Genomic DNA, 15,057 nt, shown 5'->3' with positions numbered 1-15,057 from the left:
GTTGAACAACCACCATAGCCCTAGCGGCCGGGAATGACCAAACGCCGCGTCAGACCTCGGCCCCTTCGGCCCAGCGTTCGCGGATCTCGAGGATTTCCGGCAGGCGGCCGATGAACAGCTCCACCAGGCGTGGATCGAAGTGCTGGCCGCTCTGCTCACGCAGGAAACCCACTGCATCCTCGATGGACCAGGCCTGCTTGTAGGGGCGCACGCTGGTGAGGGCATCGAACACGTCGGCGATGGCCACGATACGCCCCTCAATGGGAATCTCCTCGCCGCGCAAGCCACGGGGATAGCCGCTGCCGTCCCATTTCTCGTGGTGCGACAGGGCGACGATCTGCGCCGTGCGCAGCACCCCGGACACATGCTCGCCGATGATCCGCGCGCCGATTTCCACGTGCTGGCGCATCACCTGCCATTCCTCGTCGTCGAGCTTGCCCGGCTTGCGCAGCACCGAATCGGGGATGCCGATCTTGCCGACGTCGTGCATCGGCGCGGCATTGAGCAGCTCGTCGGCGGCGTTCTCGCTGAAGCCGGCCGCCAGGGCCAGCACCCGGGAAAAGTGGCTCATGCGGATCACGTGCAGGCCGGTTTCGTTGTCCTTGTACTCGGCGGCCATGCCCAGGCGCTGGACGATTTGCAGGCGCGTGCGCTTGAGTTCGTCCAGGTGTACCAGGGACAGGTGGGTGCGCACCCGGGCGCGGACGATCGGCGGGCTGACGGGCTTGGTGATGTAGTCCACGCCGCCGACCTCGAACCCACGCGCCTCGTCGTCGACGTCCCCCAGGGCGGTGACGAAGATCACCGGAATCGCGCAGAGCGCCGGGTTGGCCTTGAGGGTTTCGCACACCTCCAGCCCCGTCATGCCGGGCATCATCACGTCCAGCAGGATCAGGTCGGGGCGTTCGCGCTCGACCATTTCCAGGGCCCGCGCGCCTTCCTTGGCGAACAGCAGCCGGTAGTGGTCCTGCAGGATGTGCCGCAGCACCTGCAGGTTGGTCGGTTCATCGTCCACCAGCAGCAACAGCGGGCGGGAATCGGTGAGCGGCGCATTCATCAGGCGGAGGTTTCCTCGTCAGTCAGGTGTTGCAGCACCTGGTCCAGTGCGTCGAGCGCCTGGTCAAAATCGAAATCATCGAGTGCCTGGCGTACGCTGGCCATGCGGCCGTCACCCGCCAGCCCCCGTTCCAGTATGGCCAGGGCTTCATCGTCCAGCCCGCCGCGCTGCACCGCATGGCGCAGCCGCTCTCCGGCCTCGCGCAGCACCTGCGGCTCGACGATGGCAGACGCCACTGCCGGCACGTGGCCCGGCACCAGGGGCACCCGTTCGGCAACGGCCTGCAGCGCCTGCTCCAGCTCGACCAGCAGACTGCGCAGCCTCGCCTCGTCCTGCGCCTCGAAGGCCTGACCCAGGGCCTGGCCCAACTGGGTGAGGTGGATCAGCGCCAGGTTGGCCGCCGCCCCGTAGAAGCGGTGCGCCAGGCCGTAGCCGTCTTTCCAGTCGCGGGCATCGATCACGGCGCCCAGGCGCTGCACCAGGTCGCCCTGCTCGCGCAGGAAGGCATTGATGGCCTCGGCCATGCGCAACGGCCCACCCCACAGGCTGGCGCCCCGTGCCCAGTCGAACAGGCCCTCGGCCTCAGGCACAGCCACGGCGCCGCCGCGCTCATCGGCAACCCCGCACAGGCGCGCGATCTCCCACAGCAACGCATGCAGGTCCAGGGGCTTGGAGGCGAAGGCGTTCATGCCGGCATCCAGCGCCGCCTGGCGGTCATGGTCGAGCACGCTGGCGGTCAGCGCGATGATCGGCACCGGCTCGCGCTGCTCCTGGCGCTCCAGGGCGCGAATCCGCCGCGAGGCCTCGAGGCCATCGACACCGGGCATCTGCACGTCCATCAACACCAGATCGAAGGCGCCATCGGCATAGGCCTGCACCGCCTGCTCGCCATCGGCCACGCAGTGGATGCCGTGCCCAAGGCGCTGCAGGTTGAGGCGCAACAGTTCCAGGTTCAGCGGCACGTCGTCGGCGGCGAGGATGTTCAACGGACCCAGTACCGGCAGCGCCAGCTGCGGCCGCAGCATCAGGCGCTTGCCGATGCGCAGCGGCAACTCGACAGTGAAGCGGCTGCCCTGCTCCAGCGTGCTCTGCACATGGATGCGCCCGTCCATCAGCTCCACCAGCTGCCGCGAAATCGTGGTGCCGAGGCCGGTGCCGCCGAAGCGCCGGCTCATGGACGCGTCGGCCTGGGCGAAGGGCTCGAAAATCTTCTCCAGACGGTCGGCGGCGATGCCGATGCCGGTGTCCTGCACGGTCAGGCGCATGGCCCCCGGCTCGCCCGACACCTGCAGGCGCACCTCGCCTTCGAGGGTGAACTTGACCGCGTTGCCCAACAGGTTGATCAGCACCTGCTGCAGGCGCAGCGGGTCGCCGCAGAAGAACTCCTCGACGCTCGCCGGGTAGTCCAGGTGCAGCTGCAAGCCTTTGCTTTCCGCGCCCAGGCGCTGGCTGGCACAGACCTGCTCGCAGAGTTCGCGCAGGGAAAAATCCAGCTGTTCCAGCTCGATCGCCCCGCGATCCAGCTTGGCGGTGTCGAGGATGTCGTTGAGCAAACCCAGCAGCGAACGCGAGGAATGCTGCACGGTGCCCAGGTAGCGCCGCTGCTCGTCGGACAGCGAGGTGTCGAGCAGCAGGTCGGTGAAGCCGATGATCGCGTTCATCGGCGTGCGGATCTCGTGGCTCATGTTGGCCAGGAAGCTGCCTCGGGCGGCGGCGGCCGCTTCGGCGCGGTCGCGGGCAGAACGCAGGTCCTGCTCCATGACCCGGCGCGGGGTCAGGTCGGTGGCCAGTTTGACCACCTTGAACGGCTTGCCGTCGGTGTCCAGGATCGGGTTGTAACTGGCCTGGAACCACACGTCCTGGCCGTCCTTGCCGACCCGCCGGTACTCGCCGTTGCGGAACAACCCGGCCCGCAACTCCTCCCAGAACAGGCGGTATTCCTCGCTTTGCGCATAGGCCGGGGCGCACAGCAGGCTGTGATGCTTGCCGAGCAGCTCATGCCGCGCGTAGCCGAACAGCGCCAGGGCGTTCTCGTTGATGTCTAGCACATAGCCGTTCAGGTCGAACTCGATCAGCGCCATGGCCTTGCTGATCGCGGTGACCTTGCCTTCGTATTCGGCATTGCGCCGCTTGGTGTCGGTCTGGTCGAGCAGCACGCCGTCGATCCAGCGCGGCACACCGGACTCGTCGCACACGGCGCTGCCGCTTTCCCAGATCCAGTGTTCCCGGCCCTCGCGGTCGAACAGGCGGTACTCCACGGCGTAGTTGCGCCCCTGCTCCACCGCCGCGGCCACCTGGTCGGCGACCGGCTGGTAATCGTCCGGGTGGTACAGGTCGGCGAACGACAGGCGCTGCTCGGTGAACTCTTCCGCCGGCCAGCCGGTGAGGGCCTGCACCGCATCGCTGACGAACAGCATGGTCCAGTTGCGGTCGAGCCGGCAGCGGAACGACACACCGGGGATGTTGCCGATCAGCGAGCGGTACTGCTGCTCGCTCTCGCGGATGGCCTTTTCCATGCGCTTGCGCTCGCTGATGTCGGTGACGAACACCACGAACAGCGGCGTGTTGCGGGCATGGGTGATGCCGACACTGATGCGCACCGGCTTCTCCTGGCCGTCGCGGTCGAGGGCGACCAGTTCCTGCTCGCCGCTCGGCAGGCTGATGACGCCGGTCTTCAGGTATTCGCGCAGGCGCCTGTCGAAGCCTTCGGCGTAACGCTCGGGCATCAGGCGGCTCATGTGGAGGCCGATCAGCTCCTCGGGCAACCAGCCGAGCAGGCGTGACGCGGCCTGGTTGGCGGACCGCACATGGCCTTCATGGTCGATGGTCAGGATGCTGTCGATCGCCGTGTCGAAGATCGACCGCAGGTGCTGCTCGCTGGCCTTGAGCTGATGGCTCAGACGCCGGTAGTGCAACAGCGCATTCACCGCCACCACGAAGATCGCCAGCATCACCGTGATCAGGGAGATGGCCAGGGCGATGTAGCCCGAATCGGTCACCGCCATCGGCGTGGTGGTTTCCGCGACACCGACGAAACGCGCCGCCGCCATGCCCGTGTAGTGCATGCCGCTGATCGCCAGGCCCATCACCAGGGCGCTGATGGCCAGCGCCCAGGGCGTGGGCAGGCGCCCCTCCAGGCCGAAGCGCACCCACAGGGCTAGGATCGCCAGCACCACCGCCACCACGATGGACAGCGCAAACATCCAGGGGTCGTAGCGCAGCAGCGGCGCCATCTGCATGGCCTCCATGCCGCTGTAGTGCATGGCGCCGATGCCCGCCCCCATCAGCACGCCGCTGACGCCCAGTTGCACGAGGCTCGGCGCGCGGTTGGTGAGCAGGTTGAGGGCGACCCAGGAAGCGCCAAGGCTCGGCAACATCGACATCAGGGTCACACCCAGGTCGAAACGCACCGCCGCGCACAGCTGGAAGGCCAGCATACCGAGAAAATGCATGGCCCAGATGCCGGCCCCCAGGGCCAGGGAGCCGGTGAGAATGGTGATCTGCCGGGCAACCCGGTGGGAGCGTCCGCGGGCCTCGCCGGCCAGTTGCAGGGCCATGCCGGAGGTGAACACGGCGATGCACAGCGACAGCAGGACCAGCTCCGGGTCATAGCTGCTGAGTACGAGAACGCTGGGGTCCGCGCCGGTGATGAACAGAGAATCGAGAATCGACATGCTACCCCTCGGCAGGCGCTGGTACGCGGCAAGCCGAATGGCAATGCGCCACCATCAGAAACGACTGCCGGCTACTTGTCAATCGCCGCGAGACCACAGGCCATCGCCCATGAAAAAGCCCGCCGAAGCGGGCTTTTCAACAGCGTAGCCGGTCAGGCCGACAATTCCACCAGCAGCTTGTTCAGACGCTGCACGTAGGCGGCCGGGTCCTTCAGGCTGTCACCGGCAGCCAGGGCTGCCTGATCGAAGAGGATGTGCGACAGATCGGCGAAGCGCTCTTCGTCCGGCTCGGCGTCCAGCTTCTCGATCAGCGGGTGGCTGGGGTTGAACTCGAAGATCGGCTTGGACTCCGGCACTTTCTGCCCGCTGGCTTCGAGGATCTGGCGCATCTGCAGCCCCAGGTCCTGCTCGCCGATGGCCAGGATCGCCGGGGAGTCGGTCAGGCGATGCGACACGCGCACCTCCGCCACCTGCTCGCCCAGCGCGGTTTTCAGGCGCTCGGCCAGGCCTTCTTTGGCCTTGGCCACTTCTTCCTGGGCCTTCTTGTCCTCTTCGGAGTCCAGCTTGCCCAGGTCCAGGTCGCCACGGGCGACATCGACGAAGTGCTTGCCGTCGAACTCGGTCAGGTAGCTCATCAGCCACTCGTCGATGCGGTCGGTGAGCAGCAGCACTTCGATGCCTTTCTTGCGGAACACTTCCAGGTGCGGGCTGTTCTTCACCTGGGCGTAGGATTCGCCGGTGAGGAAGTAGACCTTGTCCTGGCCGTCCTTCATGCGGCCGATGTAGTCGGCCAGGCCGACGCTCTGCTCGCCCGCTTCACTCTGGGTGGAGGCGAAGCGCAACAGGCCGGCGATCTTCTCCTTGTTGGCGAAGTCTTCCGCCGGGCCTTCCTTGAGGACCTGGCCGAAGTTCTTCCAGAACGCCTTGTACTGCTCGGGCTCGTTCTTGGCCAGCTTCTCCAGCATGTCCAGGACGCGCTTGGTCAGCGCCGACTTCATCGAGTCGATCACCGGGTCCTTCTGCAGGATTTCCCGGGACACGTTCAGCGACAGGTCGTTGGAATCCACCACACCCTTGATGAAGCGCAGGTACAGCGGCAGGAACTCGTCGGCCTGGTCCATGATGAACACGCGCTGCACGTAGAGCTTCAGGCCGCGTGGCGCTTCGCGCTGGTACAGGTCGAACGGGGCACGGCCCGGGACGTAGAGCAGCGAGGTGTACTCGAGCTTGCCCTCGACCTTGTTGTGGCTCCAGGACAGCGGGTTCTCGAAGTCATGGGCGACGTGCTTGTAGAACTCCTGGTACTCCTCGTCCTTCACCTCGGTGCGCGGACGGGTCCACAGGGCGCTGGCACGGTTGACGGTTTCCCACTCGGTCTCGGCCGGCTTGTCGGCCTCTTCGCCGTGGTGCTCTTTCGGCAGTTCGATCGGCAGGGCAATGTGGTCCGAGTATTTCTTGATCACGTTGCGCAGGCGCCAGCCGTCGGCGAACTCTTCTTCGCCGCTCTTCAGGTGCAGGACGATACGGGTGCCGCGCTCGGCTTTCTCGACGGTGGCGATTTCGAAATCACCCTCGCCTTTCGACGACCAGTGCACGCCTTCGCTGGCGGCAGCGCCGGCACGGCGGGTGAACACATCGACCTTGTCGGCCACGATGAACGCGGAATAGAAGCCCACACCGAACTGACCGATCAGGTGCGAATCCTTCTTCTGGTCGCCCGAGAGATTCTTCAGGAAGTCGGCGGTGCCGGACTTGGCGATGGTGCCGAGGTGGGCGATGGCCTCCTCGCGGGTCATGCCGATGCCGTTGTCCTCGAGGGTAACGGTCTTGGCGTCCTTGTCGAAGCTGACGCGGATCTTCAGCTCGGCGCCGCCTTCCAGTAGCTCCGGCTTGGCCAGCGCTTCGAAACGCAGCTTGTCACTGGCATCCGAGGCGTTGGAAATCAGCTCGCGGAGGAAGATTTCCTTGTTCGAATACAGCGAATGGATCATCAGGTGAAGCAGTTGCTTCACCTCGGTCTGGAAGCCCAGGGTTTCTTTTTGAGTTTCCACACTCATGGTCGTCTAACTCCACATTGATGACAAAGCCGCTAGGCGGCGGATGTCATGCAGATGGGGGCTTGGACTGTGATTTCAAGTGCTTGGGTGTTTTCTGCGTCACGGCTCGAGCAGCTCGATGCGGCTGACCTCTTCCGGCGACAGGCTGTAGCTGGCTTCGCCGGGGCCATTCATGCGCTGGCGCAGGACGATGTGGCCCTGCTGGTCGACGCCCTGGAAGCGCCCCTCCGCCACGCTGCCGCGCTCGGTGGTGACGCGCATGCTGAGGTTCTGGTAGCGGCTGGGGTTGCGCAGCAGGCCGTCCAGGCTGAAACGCTGGCGGCGATCCACCGGCCGGCTGACCCGCTGCTCGGCCGGCGCCACGCTGCTGTCGGTCTTCGCCACGGCCGGGGCCGCCACGTCCGGCAACGCCGGGAAACGGTCGGCCTCGACACCCCAGCCACGGCCCTCGACCTTCTTCAGCAGAACCGGCAGCTGCTGCGCCTGGCCGTTGATGGTGGCGTTGACCGTCACTTCCAGGCTGCTGGCCGGCAAGGCCAGGGGCGGCAGCGGCGCGAGCTGTACAGCGCGGGTAGCGAAACGGCGCTGCAGGTAATCCTCGATGACGTGGCGCAGGGTATCGATCGAGTCGACCCGGCGATCCACGACGCCGTCGCGGTAACGCAAGCCGTCGCTGAACAGCTCGACCTTGCCGCTGAGGGTGGTCTTGAACTGGGGCGGCAGCACCAGGTGGAAGTCCCCCGCCAGCTTGTTCGGTGCCACCGGCTCCAGGCTCAGGTGCAGGGTGTAGCCCTTGCTCAGGCGACGCGCCTCGGGCAGCTCCTGCTCGGGCAGCAGCCAGCTGACTTCGACCTCGGGCAGTACGCCCGGGTCGTTCGGCAGCACGTCCAGGCGCACCGGACCTTTCACGGGCTCCGGCAGGCGGATGATCACTTCGCGGCGGGCGAAGAAGTCCTGGCCTTCACGCAGGCTCAGCACCCCGTCGATCAGCTCGCCCTGCTGCGGCAGGAAGGGCTGGCCGTTCAACTCGCCGTGCAACGCGATGGCCAGTTCCGCCGGGGCCTTTTCCTCCGGCTTCAGCCATTCCAGGCTGATGATCGCAGCCAGACGCTGCGAGTCCTGGCTGGCCAGCAGGGTCAGGCCGACGATCAGCGGAATGAAGCCCAGGCCGGTGAGCATCACGGCCTGGCGTGCGTGGCGCCAGTGGCGGACAACGTAGATCAGCGTCAACGGCGGGATCAGGCTGCCCCAGCCCCACAGCAGGCTGGTACCAAAGGCCCGCATCACCAGCCAGACCAGGCCGGCCAGGATCAACAGCAAGCCGCCGAGGATCAGCAACGCATCCATTCACACTTCCTTAACTACGTCAGACAGCCACCGGGGGCGCCGATCAGGGTTCGTCGACCTTGAAATGAGCACGCGCCGTGGCGATGGGTTCGGTTTGGTTGGTCTGCCAGGCGGTGATGGCGACGTTGGCGACACGCCGCCCCTGTCGCCAGACCTGGCACTGGGCATAGGTGTCACGATAATGACCGGCGCGCAGGTAATCTATCGAGAAGTCGATGATTTTGGGCAAATGTGGAATGCCCATGAACATCAGCAGGTGCAGCATCGCCGCGTGTTCCATGAAACCGGCGATCACCCCGCCGTGGATCGCCGGCAGGATCGGGTTGCCGATGGTGTCCTGGTTGGCCGGCAGGCGGAACACCATGTCGTCGCCCAGGCGCAGGCACTCGATGCCGAGCAGGCGCGCGTAGGGAATCAGGCTGATCAGCGAGTCGTAGTCGTTCTGCGCGTGGGCATCGCGCACCAGCTGGTTCAGGTCTAAGGCGCTCATGCCGCACCGCCCTGCACATCGGTCTTCGATGCGGCATTGGCCTTGCCCATGCGCATGAAGGTGCCGACCGCGTGGGCGATCGGCTGCTGCGGGTCGTCCTGGTAGGCGTAGCCCCGGGTGAAGATGACGTGGGGCGTGACCCGGTAGCACTCGGCGAACCCGAACACGTCCTTGCCCGGCTCCGCCGGGTGCATGTAGTCGATGCGCAGGTCCAGGGTCGGGCAGATTTCGAAGTCGGGCAGTACGCACACCGTGGAGATGCCGCAGGTGGTGTCCATCAGGGTGGTGATCGCACCGCCATGAATCACGCCGGTCTCCGGGTTGCCGATGATCTGCTGGCTGTAGGGCAGACGCAGGGTCAGGCCCTCGGCCGTTGCGTCCTGCACCTGCAGGCCGAGCACCTGGCAATGGCGCAGGGCCGACAGAAAGCGCTGGGCGCGCTCTGCAATGGGGGAAGTGCTCATCCTCAAGCCTCGTGATGGCGACGTGAAAACCGCGAATGATACCGCCGATGCCCCCCGGCAGCACGCACCGACCGCGGCATTGCAACGAAACGACAATGAACTTATGACGCTGTGCTCCCTCGAAAAAATGTAATGGCATTTTTCCCAAGGAGAACAACATGCAAAAAACAGTCGCTTATGCCTTCATGCTAGCCGCCACACTGGGTCTTGCCGCGTGCGACAAGCCCTCCGAAAATGCCGCCGAAGACGCCCGCGAAGCCCAGTCCGAAGCGCAGGAATCGATGAACGACGCGGCCGAGCAAAGCAACGAGGCCGCCGAGCAGGAGGCCGAAGCCGCCCGCGAGCGCGCCGAAGAAGCCCAGGAGGAAGCCAACGAGATGGAGCCGGAAGACACTACCGCCCCGGCTGCCCCGGCCACGCCGCCTCCAGCGCCGACCAATCAGACCAATCAGTAACCCCTGCTGATTCGAGACGCCCGCGGCCCTCCCGCGGGCGTTTTTTCCACCTTCAGATCTTATGCCGTCAGGAACTTCCGCTTCGCTTGTTCGCTCCAAGTAGGTACGAATGAGGCCAGACGCCATCATTCGCATCACCACTGGAGACGTAACCGTGCAAAAACCATTTACCTATGCCCTGCTGCTCGCGGCCATGCTTGGCCTGGCGGCCTGCGATAACACCCCGGAAGACAAGCTGGAGTCCGCCCAGGAATCGGTTTCGGAAGCAGCCGAGTCCATGGGTGAAGCGGCTGAGCAAGCCGGCGAAGCTGTCGAACAGAAAACGGATGAAGTGATGGGCACCGAGCCCACCACAGGCGAGAAGATCGAAGACGCGGCCGACGATGCCGGCGACGCGATCGAAAACGCTGGCGATGAAGTCAGCGATGCGGCCGAAGGCCGTTGACCCCTGCCGTTTGAACGACAAGGCCCGCGTGATGCGGGCCTTGTCGTTTCTGCCTGCCGCGTTTCAGAGCGCCGGGGTCAGCATCAGCAACAGGCAGCAGAGCAGGCCGATCACCCAGACCAGGCTGCGCTGCCAGTGCAGGTCGGCCCAGTAGAACAGCAGGTACAGCACCCGCGCGATCACGAAGGTCACGGCCAGCACGTCCACCAGAATGCCGTGGGTCTGGGTCACATGGGCCATCAGCACCCCGGCGACGAACAGCGGGAAGGCTTCGATGCTGTTCAGGTGCGCGGCCAGCGCCCGGGCACCGAAGCCAGTAAGGCGCGACTGCTGGGCGCGCGGGTGATGGTTGTCGTAGCCGCCCTCCTCCTTGTTCATCGCCTTGGCTACGGGCGCCTTGGCCACGTAAATCAGTAACGCGCTGATGAAGATGCACCAGAACGGAATGCTCATTCGCTTTTCTCCTTGGGTGGATCGAATGCCGGCGTCTGGGTGTAGACCATGACCTCCAGCACGTCGGAATGAAATTCACGGCGATACAGCACCACGACCACGCCCGCGGTCACCAGCATGAAGAACCAGGGGTTGATGAACCAGGCCAGGGTCGCCATGCCGAAATAATAGGCACGCAGGCCGTAGTTGAACTGGTTGGCGGCCATGGAGATCACCCGCGCCGTGCGTTCGGCGAAGGCCTTGCGCTCCTGCTCGGTGACGTGCCGCTCGCCGATCATCGGTGCCGAGCCCACCAGCACGGCGGCGAAGTTGTACTGGCGCATGCACCAGCTGAAGGTGAAGAAGGCGTAGACGAACACCACGCCCAGGCACAGCAGCTTGAGCTCGGACAGGCCGCGGCTGGCGGCCTGCACGAATGGCAGGTCGGCGAGCAGCGACACCGCGCGGTCCGAGGCGCCGAGCACGGTGAGGATACCGGCCAGAATGATCAGGGTACTGGAGGCGAAGAAGGAGGCGTTGCGTTCGAGGTTGCCGATCACGTTGGCGTCGGCGATGCGGTTGTCGCGCAGCAGCATGCGTCGCATCCAGTCTTCCCGATACAGGTGCAACACGCTGGCCAGGCAAGGCGTGGTCCGCCCTTTCACATGGGCGTAGCGGGTATAGCCTCCCCAGCAGATCACGAACCAGAGGGCGGCGAGCACGTGTGGCAGGTAGAAATCGCTGATCGGCATGGAAGCTCCTTGTTTTCCCGCAGCGATTATAGCCACCCGGCATAAGAAAAAGCCGCTCATGGGAGCGGCTCTTTCGGAGGCAGTCGACTCAGGCGGTCGCGGTGCGACGCGTACCGAGCACGCGGTCGAACACCGCGGCCAGCAACAGGGTCACCAGGACCGGGCAGAGCCAGCCCAACCCCTGCTGAGCGAGCGGCAGGTGGCCGAAGAACGCCGGAACCACCTCGCCCCAACCGGCAGCGCCAATACCGTCCACGACGCCGAAGACCAGTGCGACAGCCATGACCGGAATGAAGACGCGGCGCTGCGATACCCACAGGCGATTGCACAGGCTCAGGGCGACCAGCACGATGGCCAGCGGGTACAGCCCTACCAGCACCGGAACCGAGACGGTGATCAACTGCGTCAGGCCCTGGTTGGACACCAGCAGACTGAACACCGCCAATACGATGACCACCGTGCGGTAGGACACCTTCAGCAGCTCGCTGAAGAACTCGCCACAGGCCGTCAGCAGGCCCACGCCTGTGGTCAGGCAGGCGAGGATGATCACCACCGCCAGCAACAACGAGCCGAACGTACCGAATGTGTGCCCGACGTAGGCGGTGAGGATCTGCCCGCCGTTCTGCGCACCGGCAGCCAGCTCGTGACTCGTGGCCCCCAGATAGAACAGCGACAGATAGACCAGCGACAGCGCCACGGCAGCTATGATTCCGGCGATCACGCAGTAACGGGTGACCAGCCCCGAATCGATGACACCACGGGCACGTACCGCATTGGCGATGACGATACCGAACACCAGGGCGCCCAGGGCATCCATGGTCAGGTACCCCTGGAGGAAGCCCTGAACCAGCGGTTCGCTGCGATAGGCATCCGTCGACTCACCGATCACACCGGCAGGCGCAAACAATGCCGCCCCGCCAAGCACGATCAGCGCAACGATCAGCACCGGCGTGATCACCTTGCCCACGCGGTCAACCAACCGCCCTGGATTCAAGGAGAGGAACAGGACCCCGGCGAAGTAAACGAATGTGTAGACGAACAGCGCCACGGGGCTGTTGCCCACGAAGGGCTGCATGCCGATCTCGAACGACGCGACAGCCGTGCGAGGCGTTGCGAACAGAGGACCGATGGCCAGGTACACGGCAACAGCCAGGGCGATGCCGGCGACGCGCCCCAGGGGAGCGGTCAATGTCGGTAAACCACCGCCTACACGGGCCAGGGCGACCACGGTGAGCAACGGCAGACCGACCCCCGTCAGCAGGAATCCAAGCGAAGCGGCAGCGATATTTTCACCCGCCGCCATCCCGGCAATAGGAGGGAAGATGATATTGCCCGCCCCCAGGAACAGGGCGAACGTCATGAAGCCAAGGGCCAGGAGATCCAGGCCTTTCAAACGAGTCATAGAAGGAAATACCACAGGCAGAAAATCAGAATGTTCCGGGGTTTCCATAGGGTATGGGGAAACGTCGTCCGGGCTCGTGGGCCGGACCGTTGCGGGTGTCGCCGGGACGCTCGTGACGTCCGGGATACCGGATACTTGCCATACTAACGAATTTCACCCGCCAGCTGCGGCGTCGCCGGACGGACTGTCGATCCCCTGTAAGTTGGCGTCGCACGCACGACACTTGCGTTCTGCCGCCCTATTCCAGTCTTTTCTGGCGCCCATGAAAAAGGCCACCCGAAGGTGGCCTTTTCGATCCGTCAGAAAGGCTTAGGCCTTCTTGACTTCCCAGCCGGTCAGCTCGGCCAGGGCCTTGCCGATGTCAGCCAGGGAACGCACGGTTTTCACGCCTGCGTCCTGCAGAGCCGCGAACTTCTCGTCCGCAGTGCCCTTGCCGCCGGAGATGATCGCACCGGCGTGGCCCATGCGCTTGCCCGCCGGAGCGGTGACACCAGCGATGTAGGACACGACAGGCTTGGTCACGTTGGCCTTGATGTAGGCAGCTGCTTCTTCTTCAGCCGAACCGCCGATCTCGCCGATCATGACGATCGCTTCGGTCTTCGGGTCTTCCTGGAACAGCTTCAGGATGTCGATGAAGTTGGAGCCCGGGATCGGGTCACCGCCGATGCCCACACAGGTGGACTGGCCGAAGCCGGCGTCGGTGGTCTGCTTGACGGCTTCATAGGTCAGGGTGCCGGAACGCGACACGATGCCTACTTTGCCTGGCAGGTGGATGTGACCCGGCATGATGCCGATCTTGCACTCGCCCGGAGTGATGACGCCTGGGCAGTTCGGGCCGATCAGGACCACGCCCAGCTCGTCGCACTTGACCTTGGCTTCCAGCATGTCGATGGTCGCGATGCCTTCGGTGATGCAGACGATCAGCTTGATGCCGCCCAGTGCTGCTTCCAGGATCGAGTCCTTGCAGAACGGAGCCGGAACGTAGATCACGCTGGCGGTAGCACCAGTCTGCTCAACGGCTTCCTTGACGGTGTTGAACACCGGCAGGCCCAGGTGAGTGGTGCCGCCCTTGCCCGGGGTCACGCCGCCAACCATCTTGGTGCCGTAGGCGATGGCTTGTTCGGAGTGGAAAGTGCCCTGCGAGCCGGTGAAGCCCTGGCAGATTACTTTGGTGTCTTTATTGATCAGGACGCTCATTACTTGCCCTCCGCAGCTTTGACGACTTGCTGAGCAGCGTCGGTCAGGCTGGTTGCCGCGATGATGTTCAAGCCGCTTTCAGCCAGTACTTTGGCGCCCAGTTCAGCGTTGTTGCCTTCGAGGCGAACGACGACCGGGATTTTCACGCCAACTTCTTTCACTGCGCCGATGATGCCTTCGGCAATCATGTCGCAACGAACGATACCACCGAAGATGTTCACCAGTACGGCAGCGACGTTGCTGTCGGACAGGATGATCTTGAAGGCTTCGGTCACGCGCTCTTTGGTTGCGCCGCCACCTACGTCGAGGAAGTTGGCTGGCTTGCCGCCGTGCAGGTTGACGATGTCCATGGTACCCATGGCCAGGCCGGCACCGTTGACCATGCAGCCGATGTTGCCTTCGAGGGCAACGTAGTTCAGTTCGAACTTGGCAGCGTGGGCTTCGCGCGGATCGTCCTGGGACGGGTCGTGCATGGCGCGCAGCTTCGGCTGGCGGTACAGGGCGTTGCTGTCGATGTTGATCTTGGCATCGAGGCAGTGCAGGTTGCCGTCAGCCTTGATGACCAGCGGGTTCACTTCCAGCAGCGCCAGGTCGTAGTCCTGGAACAGCTTGGCCAGGCCAACGAAGATGTGGGTGAACTGCTTGATCTGATCACCTTCCAGGCCCAGCTGGAATGCCAGCTCGCGACCCTGGAACGGCTGAGCGCCGACCAGCGGATCGATGGTGGCCTTGAGGATTTTCTCAGGGGTTTCGTGAGCCACTTTCTCGATGTCCACGCCACCTTCGGTGGAGGCCATGAACACGATGCGACGGCTGGAACGGTCAACTACCGCGCCCAGGTACAGTTCCTTGGCGATATCGGTGCAGGATTCGACCAGGATTTTGCTGACCGGCTGACCATTGGCGTCAGTCTGGTAGGTCACCAGACGCTTGCCCAGCCAGTTGGCGGCGAAGGCCTTGGCGTCGTCCTTGTTCTTGACCAGTTTCACGCCGCCCGCTTTACCGCGGCCACCAGCGTGGACCTGAGCCTTGACGACCCACTCGGTGCCACCGATTTTTTCGCAGGCTGCTGCGGCTTCTTCCGGGGTGTCTACCGCGAAGCCCTTGGATACGGGCAGGCCGTATTCAGCGAACAGCTGCTTACCCTGATACTCGTGGAGATTCATGCTTGTCTACCGTCTTCGTTTAGGTATTGCGCATACGGTGCTGCACTTCTGGTGCCGCACCACCTGTGACTGCCTTTGCAGAGCAATCCGCCGGGCGTTCCGCGTTGTAACCGGAGCAC

Annotated in this window: 13 protein-coding genes; 2 read left to right on the top strand and 11 right to left on the bottom strand. The window is 64.4% G+C overall.

The annotated features are described in order from the left end of the window. Positions 1-49 precede the first annotated feature (49 nt). The 6 genes from N5C28_RS07605 to N5C28_RS07580 all read right to left on the bottom strand — a co-directional run bounded on the left by N5C28_RS07605 (position 50) and on the right by N5C28_RS07580 (position 9,089). Positions 50-1,057 (bottom strand): HD domain-containing phosphohydrolase, encoded by a 1,008-nt coding sequence (locus N5C28_RS07605; protein ID WP_279821384.1) that lies wholly within the window; start codon positions 1,055-1,057, stop codon positions 50-52. Next, on the bottom strand, positions 1,057-4,731 hold the full coding sequence (locus tag N5C28_RS07600; protein WP_279821383.1) for a PAS domain S-box protein: 3,675 nt from the start codon (positions 4,729-4,731) through the stop codon (positions 1,057-1,059). The genes N5C28_RS07605 and N5C28_RS07600 overlap by 1 nt, the downstream gene beginning before the upstream one ends. Positions 4,732-4,883: 152 nt before the next feature. Further along, positions 4,884-6,788 (bottom strand): molecular chaperone HtpG, encoded by a 1,905-nt coding sequence (gene htpG / locus N5C28_RS07595; protein WP_279821382.1) that lies wholly within the window; start codon positions 6,786-6,788, stop codon positions 4,884-4,886. A gap of 99 nt (positions 6,789-6,887) precedes the next feature. Beyond that, positions 6,888-8,135 (bottom strand): MFS transporter, encoded by a 1,248-nt coding sequence (locus N5C28_RS07590; RefSeq protein WP_279821381.1) that lies wholly within the window; start codon positions 8,133-8,135, stop codon positions 6,888-6,890. A gap of 43 nt (positions 8,136-8,178) precedes the next feature. Further along, the gene (locus N5C28_RS07585; RefSeq protein ID WP_279821380.1) at positions 8,179-8,625 is read right to left on the bottom strand and encodes a PaaI family thioesterase; all 447 of its coding nucleotides are present in this window, start codon (positions 8,623-8,625) and stop codon (positions 8,179-8,181) included. Then, positions 8,622-9,089 carry a PaaI family thioesterase gene (locus N5C28_RS07580; RefSeq protein WP_279821379.1) on the bottom strand — a complete coding sequence of 156 codons (468 nt, stop codon included), beginning with the start codon at positions 9,087-9,089 and terminating at the stop codon, positions 8,622-8,624. Before N5C28_RS07580 ends, N5C28_RS07585 begins: the two co-directional genes overlap by 4 nt. Positions 9,090-9,247: 158 nt before the next feature. On the opposite strand from N5C28_RS07580, the gene N5C28_RS07575 reads away from it, so the two are divergent. Together N5C28_RS07575 and N5C28_RS07570 are read left to right on the top strand one after the other, a co-directional pair. After that, positions 9,248-9,544: a hypothetical protein gene (locus N5C28_RS07575; RefSeq protein WP_279821378.1), complete on the top strand. Its 297-nt coding sequence runs from the start codon at positions 9,248-9,250 to the stop codon at positions 9,542-9,544. A 109-nt stretch (positions 9,545-9,653) separates the two neighbouring features. Beyond that, positions 9,654-9,989: a hypothetical protein gene (locus N5C28_RS07570; protein WP_279821377.1), complete on the top strand. Its 336-nt coding sequence runs from the start codon at positions 9,654-9,656 to the stop codon at positions 9,987-9,989. 63 nt (positions 9,990-10,052) lie between these two features. Here the strand turns inward: N5C28_RS07570 and N5C28_RS07565 are convergent, their stop codons facing one another. The 5 genes from N5C28_RS07565 to sucC all read right to left on the bottom strand — a co-directional run bounded on the left by N5C28_RS07565 (position 10,053) and on the right by sucC (position 14,938). Continuing rightward, positions 10,053-10,442, bottom strand: coding sequence for an MAPEG family protein (locus N5C28_RS07565; RefSeq protein WP_279821376.1), 390 nt, complete (start codon positions 10,440-10,442; stop codon positions 10,053-10,055). Continuing rightward, positions 10,439-11,173, bottom strand: a complete 735-nt coding sequence (locus N5C28_RS07560; RefSeq protein WP_279821375.1) for a DUF599 family protein — start codon at positions 11,171-11,173, stop codon at positions 10,439-10,441. The genes N5C28_RS07565 and N5C28_RS07560 overlap by 4 nt, the downstream gene beginning before the upstream one ends. A gap of 88 nt (positions 11,174-11,261) precedes the next feature. Further along, entirely contained in the window at positions 11,262-12,575 is a 1,314-nt protein-coding gene (brnQ, locus tag N5C28_RS07555) for a branched-chain amino acid transport system II carrier protein (RefSeq protein WP_279821374.1), read from the bottom strand. A 309-nt stretch (positions 12,576-12,884) separates the two neighbouring features. Then, positions 12,885-13,772, bottom strand: coding sequence for a succinate--CoA ligase subunit alpha (gene sucD / locus N5C28_RS07550; protein ID WP_279821373.1), 888 nt, complete (start codon positions 13,770-13,772; stop codon positions 12,885-12,887). Then, entirely contained in the window at positions 13,772-14,938 is a 1,167-nt protein-coding gene (sucC, locus tag N5C28_RS07545; protein ID WP_279821372.1) for an ADP-forming succinate--CoA ligase subunit beta, read from the bottom strand. Before sucC ends, sucD begins: the two co-directional genes overlap by 1 nt. Between the last annotated feature and the right edge of the window lie 119 nt (positions 14,939-15,057).

It is taken from the genome of Pseudomonas sp. GD03944, assembly GCF_029839275.1.
GTDB lineage: Bacteria > Pseudomonadota > Gammaproteobacteria > Pseudomonadales > Pseudomonadaceae > Aquipseudomonas.
This window is presented reverse-complemented; position numbering and strand designations above follow the sequence as displayed.